Genomic DNA, 8,429 nt, shown 5'->3' on the forward strand with positions numbered 1-8,429 from the left:
GGCTCGCCGTCGTCGGGGTCCTGATGCTCGCGCAGCTGCGCGTTCGTCGCCCGCAACGGCGCGATCTGCGCCCACGAACCGGTGCGGATGGCGCGGATCTCCCCCCGCGAACGCGTGATCGCCGCGATCCGCGCCATCACGGTGGCGGCGGCCGCCCATTCCGCCGGCACCTGGGCGGGCGCCTTCGCGACGAGGTGGAGGAACGTGCGCCACAGCGCCAGCGGCAGCAGCGAGAGCCAATGCAGCGGCACCGCCCAGGCGGGGGCGTACGCCAGGCGGCGATGCAGCTGCGCGGTGCGCACGGCGAACGCGCGGGCCATGGGGCGCTCCGACACACCGGCCATGCCGCCGACGGGCGCATGCAGTCGCGCCCCGGGGGCCAGCGCCACGCGCCGCCCGCCGAGCCGGGCGCGCACACCCATGTCGAGGCCCTCGTCCGCACCGGCGAGGGCCGGATCGGGCAGCAGGTGCGCACGTGCATCGCTGCGCAGCAGCATGCCCCTGAGGTCGGCGCCGAGCACGTCGTCGTCGCCGTCGTGCTGACCCTGGTCGAACTCCCCGCTCGCGAGCGCCACCGTGCGCCCGAAGCGCGTCATGCTGATGCCGAGCGAGACGATCACCGCCGGATCATGCGCATCGACGAGCTTGGGCGCCGCGATCGCGACGGAGGGCGCGCGCTCGAGCGCGGCGGACAGCGCCGCGAGCGTCGCGGGCTCCGGCTGGGTGTCATGGGCCAGCAGCCAGATCGCGCGTCCCTCGGGAACCCGCGCCGCTGCGAGGCGCACGGCCGACGCGAAGGAGGTGCCCGCGGGTGCCTCGATCGCGCCTTCGGCTCCCGAGGCGTCGATCTGCGCACGCATGCGCTCGGCGGACCCGCACACGACGACCGTGAGGGCGTCGACCGGGCGCTCCTGCGCGCGCAGCGCGGCGAGGGTGCGTTCGAGCTGGGCGGCGGCTTCGGGCGTGGCGCGCGCGACGAGGATGGCGTGAACGGCGGGGGGCATGACGCGGGCAAGCCTAGGTCGGCGTCAGGCGCGATCCGGCGTCACGCGCCGAGGAGACCGACATTGGCGGGGAGCGCCTCGTGACGCTGCCCGCGAGTCAGGAAGCAGCGCGCTTGAGCTTGCGCCGCTCGCGCTCGCTGAGGCCGCCCCAGATGCCGAAGCGCTCGTCGTTCTGGAGCGCGTACTCGAGGCACTGGCTGCGCACATCGCACGACGTGCAGATGCGCTTTGCGTCGCGGGTCGAGCCGCCCTTCTCGGGGAAGAAGGCCTCAGGATCCGTCTGCGCGCAGAGCGCGTCGCTCTGCCACGCGAGCGCGCTGTCCTCGTCGGGCTGCGGCGTGCGGACGCCGGGCACGCCGAGGTTGACCGGATCCACGAACCAGTTGTCCGGTACGCCGGAACGGTACTGCGATGCAGACATTTCGCTCTCCCACTCCTCCAGGCCCCCCTCGGGCGGTGTGGAAGTAATTACACCCGTGTCATTCGCATTTATCAAGCCGCAGATCGTAAAGCCTCAACCGGCACGTGAACCTTCATTGACGCGCCACGGCGTGTCGCGCTCGGCGTGTCGCGATCCCGAGACGGGATTCTCCGGAGTCAGGCGACGTCCCCATCCATCGACACCGCGAGTGCGGACGGCGAGCCCGGCTGCGCGATGAACGCCTCCCCATCGCCCGAGATCCGCAGCTCGGCCTCGTCGGGCGTCACGAAAGCGGCGCGTCCCGGAGCGAGGTCGAGCGATGCGTGCGCACCGCCGACCGAGACGGCGCCCTGGGTCGCGAGCACGATGAGGGGACCGGAGGGGCGCACGATCGCCTCCGATCCGCCGGAGACCCGGACGCGCAGCAGGGCGAAGTCGGGCACGTCCGCGGGGAAGCGCTCCACGCCGCGCGAGCCGTTGTCCGCCGCGACCGGCAGCACGACGGGCACCGGTGCAGGGGTCGGGTCGAGGATCCGCAGCAGCTCGTCGACGTCGATCCGCTTCGGCGTCAGTCCCCCTCGCAGCACGTTGTCGCTCGCCGCCATCAGCTCGACGCCGAGTCCCGAGACATACGCGTGCAGCATGCCGGCGCGCAGGAAGACGCTCTCGCCCTTGCGCAGCACGACGTAGTTCATCAGGAGCGCCACCACGACGCCCGGATCGTCCGGGTACCAGACCGCGATCCGCCGGGCGTTCGCGAGCTCCGCCGCGAACTCGGTCGACTGCACGTCGGCGAGCGCGGCCGTGATCTCATGCACGACGTCGCGGGCGTCGCCTGAGAGCAGCCAGCCGATCGCGGAGGCGAGACCGGCCTCGTCCGTGAGGCGCCGTCGCAGCGGCTCGGCCGCGTCACCGAACGCCGCGAGCATGCGGCGCGTCGCATCGAGCTCGCGCAGGCCGCACAGCGCCTCGAAGCGCTCCGACAGCGCGACGATCATCTCGGGCTTGTGGTTGTCGTCGGCGTAGTTGCGCGCGGCCCCCTCCGGGAGCGCCGCCTCGCGGGTGAACGCCTCCTCCGCCTGCGCCTTGGAGGGGTGCACCTGGATCGACAGCACGGTCGACGCGGCGAGGAGCTTCAGCAGGTACGGCAGCCGGCCCGTGACACCGTGCGCCGCGCCCTCGTCCGCGATCCACCGATCCAGCGTGAGACCGGATCCGTCGGCGAGATCCGACGGATCCGACGGGTGGTCGCCGAACCACACCTCCGCCTCCGGGGAGTCGGCGGGATCCCGCCCCTCGAGGGTCGCGATCATCGAGCGAGAGCCCCACGCGTAATCGCGCGGGGCGTTGGTCAGCGGAAGAAGCACGCCCCCAGGGTATTCCGCGCCGTCACTGTAGCCTGGGAGGCACGATGGCCCAGATCACGCGGTACCCGGTTCAGAGCCCTCCGGAAGCACCGGAGAGAGAGGCCACTGCGCATCAGTTCCTTCGTGCGTATGCCGCATTCGTCATCTTCTCCGGAGTGGCCCACGCGGCGGTCTGGAACCTCCTCGGACAGGCCGGCGCGGCCGTCGTGCTCGCGGCGACGAGCGCGGCGACGATCGCGATCTGGGTGCCGCTCATCCGGCGCAACGGCCTGCGGTGGCGACGCCTGCCGTGGGTGGCGCTGGCCTACGTCGCGTGGGCGCTCGTGTCCGTGCTCTGGTCGAACTGGCCAGCCGCCACGCTCCTGACGTGGACGCTGCTCGCCGCGGGCACGCTGCAGGGACTGTTCTTCGCCCACGTGCTGACCTGGCAGGAGCTGCTGCGCGCGCTCGACGCCGCGCTGAAGTGGGTCATGGGCCTGTCGATCGCGATCGAGCTGTGGGTCGCGCTGATCCGTCGTGAGCCGCTGCTGCCGAACTTCGTCTCGCCGCCCGACGGCTTCGACCCGCACTGGTACTGGGTGCGCGGCCACCTGTTCGACGCCCTGATCGGCGACCGCATCCAGGGCGTCGTCGGCAACTCCAACTACCTCGGCATCCTGTGCGTGCTCGCGTTCGCGGTGTTCGCGATCCGACTGGCGACGCATCCGCCGTACGCCGCGATGCAGACCGTGTGGCTCGCCCTGACCGCGGTGCTGTTCGTCCGCTCGGGCTCGGCGACGGCCCTCGGAGCGTTCGCCGGCGCGTTCATGGTGCTGCTGGCGATGCTCGTGATGCGGCGGGCGCGCACCGCGGGCGAGCGCAGCCGCCGCTACCTGCTGTTCACGGCGATCGGCGCGATCGGCGCGGTGCTCGTCATGCAGCTGTGGGATCGCGTGCTCGGGATGCTCGGACGCGACGACTCGCTGACGGGACGCGACGAGATCTGGACCACGGTGTGGGAGCGTGCGATCACGCATCCGGTGCACGGCAACGGCTTCTCGAGCCCCTGGGTGCCGTGGGACCCCGCCTTCGACGGCTGGATCGTCGATCACGGGCTGTCGGTGTTCCACGCGCACAACATGTGGCTGGACGTCTTCCTCCAGCTCGGCGCGATCGGCGTCATCCTGATGTTCGTCACGTACGCGGCGATGACCTGGCGTGCGTGGTTCTTCGCGGTCGATCGCCCCCGCTGGGACCTCGACGCCAACCGCCCGTACTCCCCGATCTCGATGCTGGCGCCCCTGGTGGTCGCGATCCTGCTCGTACAGGGCCTGACGGAGTCGGGGCCGATCATGCTGTGGGGCTGGACGTTCGCGGTGCTCTTCTCCTTCAAGATGAAGCTCGCCCCGATCGTCGGGGTGGGCGCGGACGCACCCGTGACGGGGAAGCCCGCGCGATGACCACCGCCGGCGATGCGCCGCCGGGTTCACTGCTCCGGCTGCTGCAATCGGCCGACTTCGCGCGCGCCTTCACGATCGCGGCGCTCGGCGCCGTGTTCGCCGCGCATCTCATCACCCGCACCGCGGGCCCCGTCACGCTGGTCACGATCGTCATCGCACTCGACGTGGTCGGCGTCGCCATCCTCATCGCCCGGCGCGACGAGCTGAGCCTCCTGAACTTCGCACCCACGAGCCTGCTGGCCTTCTTCGCCTGGACGCTGGCGAGCATGCTGTGGTCGTTCGACGAGCCCTCGACGATGCGGGGCTGGCTGGAGCTGCTCGGATGGGGGCTGCTCGCGCTCGTGATCGCGCACGTGCGCGACACGCTGCAGACGGTGCGGGCACTGGGCGACGTCCTGCGGTGGATGCTCGGGCTCTCGCTCGCGGTCGAGATCCTGTCGGGGATCCTGCTCGACATCCCGTTCCCGTTCCTCGGCGTCGCCGGCGACATCGCCCAGGGCGGGCCGGTGCAGGGCGTGTTCGGCACGCGCAACATGCTCGGCTTCGTCGCCGTGCTCGCGCTCATCACGTTCGCGATCGAATGGCTCTCGCAGTCGATCTCCCTGCGGCTGTCGGTGTTCTCGCTCACGCTCGCGGGCCTGTTGGCCGTGCTGTCGGCATCGCCCACGGTGCTGGTGCTGGCTGTCGCGGTAGGCGTCGGGGCACTCGCGCTCGGGATCGTGCGGAGGGCGGAGCCCGAGCGTCGCGGGCGCACCCACATCGTGATCGGAACCGTCGTCGCCCTCGTGCTCGCGACGTGCTACCTGCTGCGGCACCGGATCATCCGCCTGCTCGACGCGGCATCCGACTTCTCGACCCGCGCGGATCTGTGGAATGTCATCCTCGACTGGGTGCGGCCGCGTCCCGTGCAGGGATGGGGATGGCACGGCCCCTGGCTGCGCGGCGCCGGGGACGGCGCGCCCTACCCGTTCAACGTCATCAACTTCTCCCTCGACGACACCCACGCGTCCGCTCTGAACGCCTACTTCGACGTGCTGATCCAGGTCGGGTGGGCGGGCCTGCTGCTGTTCGCCGTGCTGTGCACGGTCGCGATGGTGCGGTCCTGGCTCGTGGCGGGCGCCCGCCGGTCCGTCGTGTACGCGTGGACCCCGCTCATGCTCGTCGCGCTGCTCGTCGATTCGATGTTCGAGAGCTTCACGCTCACGGGCCTCGGCTGGATGATGCTGGTGGTGTGCGCGGTCCGGGCCGGTCAGTCCCGCTCGTGGCGCGAGCGGATCCGCGATGTCGCGGGTGGGGGCGGGTCCCAGGATCCGCTCCAGGGCGCACGGTAGGCTCGTGGGCGGTCCGCCGCCGCCCGTCCGGCGGCACTCACGCTGATATCGTTCGGAGCCCGCCCTTGGTTTACGTCCTCCAGAACGTGGTCTTCCCCCTCGACCGCGACCCCGACCTGCTGCCGCTGTACGCCGACCCCGACGCATGGTCGGTCGTGAAGATCGAGGCCGAGTCGAGCCCGCTCCGCGTCTCCGACAACGCCCGCCTGAGCAACGTGCTCGGCCGTACGCGTGCGCGCGTCGTCGCCGGGCGCCGTGTGTCGTTCGGTGCGTACTTCAACGCCTTCCCGGCGGCCTACTGGCAGCACTGGACGCCGATCCGCGAGGTACGCCTGACGGTGCGCACGACGGGCGCCGCCACCATCCTGCTGTTCCGCTCGAACGGGGCGGGCGTGCGCCAGCGGCTCGACACGCGCGACGTGACGGGATCCAGCGAGGCGACGTTCGACATCGCGCTGACGCAGTTCAGCGACGGCGGCTGGATCTGGTTCGACATCGCGACCGACGCCGACGACGCCATCTTCGAGGGCGCTGAGTGGACCACCGAGCAGGACCCGGTGCGCACCGGCAAGGCCTCCCTCGGCATCACGACGTACAACAAGCCCGACTACTGCGTGGACACCCTTCGCGCGCTGACGGAGAGCCCGGAGGTGATGGAGCTCGTCGACCGCGTCTTCCTCGTCGACCAGGGCACCGACCGCGTCGACGCCCAGCCCGACTTCCCCGAGGTCGCCGGCGCGCTCGGGGAGCAGCTCGAGCTCATCACCCAGCCGAACCTCGGCGGCTCGGGCGGGTTCGCACGCGCCATGTCCGAGACGCTCAAGCGCCCCCACAGCGACTTCGTGCAGCTGCTGGACGACGACGTGCGCATCGAGCCCGAGTCCCTCCGGCGCTCGATCGTGTTCGGCCGGTACACCACCAAGCCCACGCTCGTGGGCGGCCACATGTTCGACCTGCTCGACCGCCCCAAGCTGCACGCCTGGGCCGAGGTCGTCGACGAGGACCAGTTCATGTGGCGCAACCTGTTCGCCGACTCGCTCATGCCGCACGACTTCGGCGTGACGAACCTGCGCCAGACCAAGCAGCTGCACATGCGCATGGACGCCGACTACAACGGCTGGTGGATGTGCTTGATCCCCACCGCCGCGATCCGCAAGGTCGGGCTCTCGCTTCCGGCGTTCATCAAGTGGGATGACGCGGAGTTCTGCCTGCGCGCGGGCCGCTCCGGCTTCCCGACCGTGTCGATGCCCGGTGTGGCGCTGTGGCACGTGTCGTGGATCGGCAAGGACGACGCGATCGACTGGCAGGCCTACTTCCACGCCCGCAACCGCACGGTGGCGGCGCTGCTGCACTCGAAGAAGGCCCGGGGCGGCTCGTTCGTCTCGACCAGCATCAAGACCGGCATGAAGCACCTGCTGATGATGCAGTACTACCCCGCCGAGCTGCGTCTGCAGGCCCTGCGGGACGTCCTGTCGGGCCCCCAGCACATGGTCGAGAACATCGCCACGGCGATGCCTGACGCGCGCGCCAAGGCCAAGGACTTCCCCGAGACGGTCGTGCACAAGGAGACCGACCGGGTGCTGCGTTCACGCAAGGGGCGCCCGATCTACCGACGGGTGCGCCGCCTCACGATCAACCACGCGCCGTCGGGGATCAGGATGGTCGCCTTCACGCTCGTGCACACCGCGGCCCACTGGTTCCACAAGCCGCAGCCGAAGAACGTCCGGATGCCCGAGGTCGAGTTCGCCAAGGGCGACGCGAACTGGTGGCGCATCCCGTTCTACGACAGCGCGCTCGTCTCGTCGGCCGACGGCGGCGGCAAGCAGATCTACACGCGCGACCGCGACCGCTTCCGCTCGATGCTGCTCGAGACGCTGAGCCTGCACGCCCGGCTGTGGTGGAACTGGCGGACGCTGGCGCGCCAGTATCGGCGTCAGCTCAAGAAGGTCACCTCGGTGCAGACCTGGGACGACATCTTCGCCGGGAGCGGGAAGTGAGCGAGGCGCTCGCGCCCGCGCCGGACGCGACGCTGCCGGCGTCGTTCGATCCGGCATCGGCGACCATCGTGGTGGTCACCTACAACCGCTCGCACCTGCTGCGCGGGCTGCTCGAGTCGATCGGGCGGATGGATCCCAAGCCCGGTCACGTGGTGGTCGTCGACAACGCGTCGGCGGACGACACGACGGACGTCGTGGAGTCGTTCCGCCCCTCCCTCGGCAGCGAGATCGTCTACCGCCGCCTCGAGGAGAACACGGGCGGATCGGGTGGGTTCAGCGAGGGGATGCGCGTCGCGCATGAGCTCGGTTCCACGTGGATCTGGCTCATGGACGACGACGTCGAGGTGCTCCCGGACGGGCTGGCGCGCATGGGGGTCTGGACGCCGCGCTTCCGCAGCATCCAGGGCCGCCGTTACGACTACGACGGCAGCGAGTTCTACTGGCAGTACCGCCTGTCGATCCCGCTCGGCATCCCGATCCCGTTCGCGCCCGCGGGCTTCGACGCGTCGGGCTATCGCGAGATGAACTCGGGGTGCTTCGAGGGCATGTTCATCCACCGCGACGTGGTCTCGCAGATCGGCCTGCCCGATCCGCGCTTCTTCATCTACTGGGACGACTCCGTCTACGGCTGGCTCGCCTCGCGTGTGACGACCTCCGCGATCGTGAACGAGTTCGTACTGCGCCGCACCCGTGAGATCAAGCAGTGGGACATGGGCGTGCGCCACCTCAACGCGTCGAGCAATGCCTACCGGTACTACATCATGCGCAACCGCGGCATCATGAAGCACTACTTCAAGGCACACGGCGCCTACCGTCCGGTGCGCTTCGCCCTCGGAACCGCTTTGACGTTCGCCAAGGAGCTCATCCGGC

At 70.4% G+C, this 8,429-nt stretch carries 7 protein-coding genes; 4 read left to right on the top strand and 3 right to left on the bottom strand.

Annotated elements, in window-relative coordinates; translation table 11 throughout:
- From RIF89_RS08490 to manA, 3 genes are all read right to left on the bottom strand, one after another.
- Positions 1-1,004, bottom strand: a 1,004-nt coding sequence (locus RIF89_RS08490) for a glycosyltransferase (RefSeq protein ID WP_309068687.1), incomplete at its 3' end; no start/stop codon positions are given.
- Between the two features lie 97 nt (positions 1,005-1,101).
- Positions 1,102-1,425, bottom strand: coding sequence for a WhiB family transcriptional regulator (locus RIF89_RS08495; protein WP_203137801.1), 324 nt, complete (start codon positions 1,423-1,425; stop codon positions 1,102-1,104).
- 176 nt (positions 1,426-1,601) lie between these two features.
- On the bottom strand, positions 1,602-2,792 hold the full coding sequence (gene manA, locus RIF89_RS08500) for a mannose-6-phosphate isomerase, class I (RefSeq protein ID WP_309068688.1): 1,191 nt from the start codon (positions 2,790-2,792) through the stop codon (positions 1,602-1,604).
- Between the two features lie 155 nt (positions 2,793-2,947).
- On the opposite strand from manA, the gene RIF89_RS08505 reads away from it, so the two are divergent.
- The 4 genes from RIF89_RS08505 to RIF89_RS08520 form a co-directional block, all read left to right on the top strand.
- Positions 2,948-4,231 (top strand): O-antigen ligase family protein, encoded by a 1,284-nt coding sequence (locus RIF89_RS08505; protein WP_309068689.1) that lies wholly within the window; start codon positions 2,948-2,950, stop codon positions 4,229-4,231.
- Positions 4,228-5,562, top strand: a complete 1,335-nt coding sequence (locus tag RIF89_RS08510; protein ID WP_309068690.1) for an O-antigen ligase family protein — start codon at positions 4,228-4,230, stop codon at positions 5,560-5,562. The genes RIF89_RS08505 and RIF89_RS08510 overlap by 4 nt, the downstream gene beginning before the upstream one ends.
- Positions 5,563-5,627: 65 nt before the next feature.
- Positions 5,628-7,559: a glycosyltransferase gene (locus tag RIF89_RS08515; protein ID WP_309068691.1), complete on the top strand. Its 1,932-nt coding sequence runs from the start codon at positions 5,628-5,630 to the stop codon at positions 7,557-7,559.
- A partial coding sequence (locus RIF89_RS08520; RefSeq protein ID WP_309068692.1) for a glycosyltransferase family 2 protein occupies positions 7,556-8,429 on the top strand: 874 nt, incomplete at its 3' end. The genes RIF89_RS08515 and RIF89_RS08520, both read left to right, overlap by 4 nt.

The organism is Microbacterium sp., assembly GCF_031178525.1.
Taxonomy (GTDB): domain Bacteria; phylum Actinomycetota; class Actinomycetes; order Actinomycetales; family Microbacteriaceae; genus Microbacterium.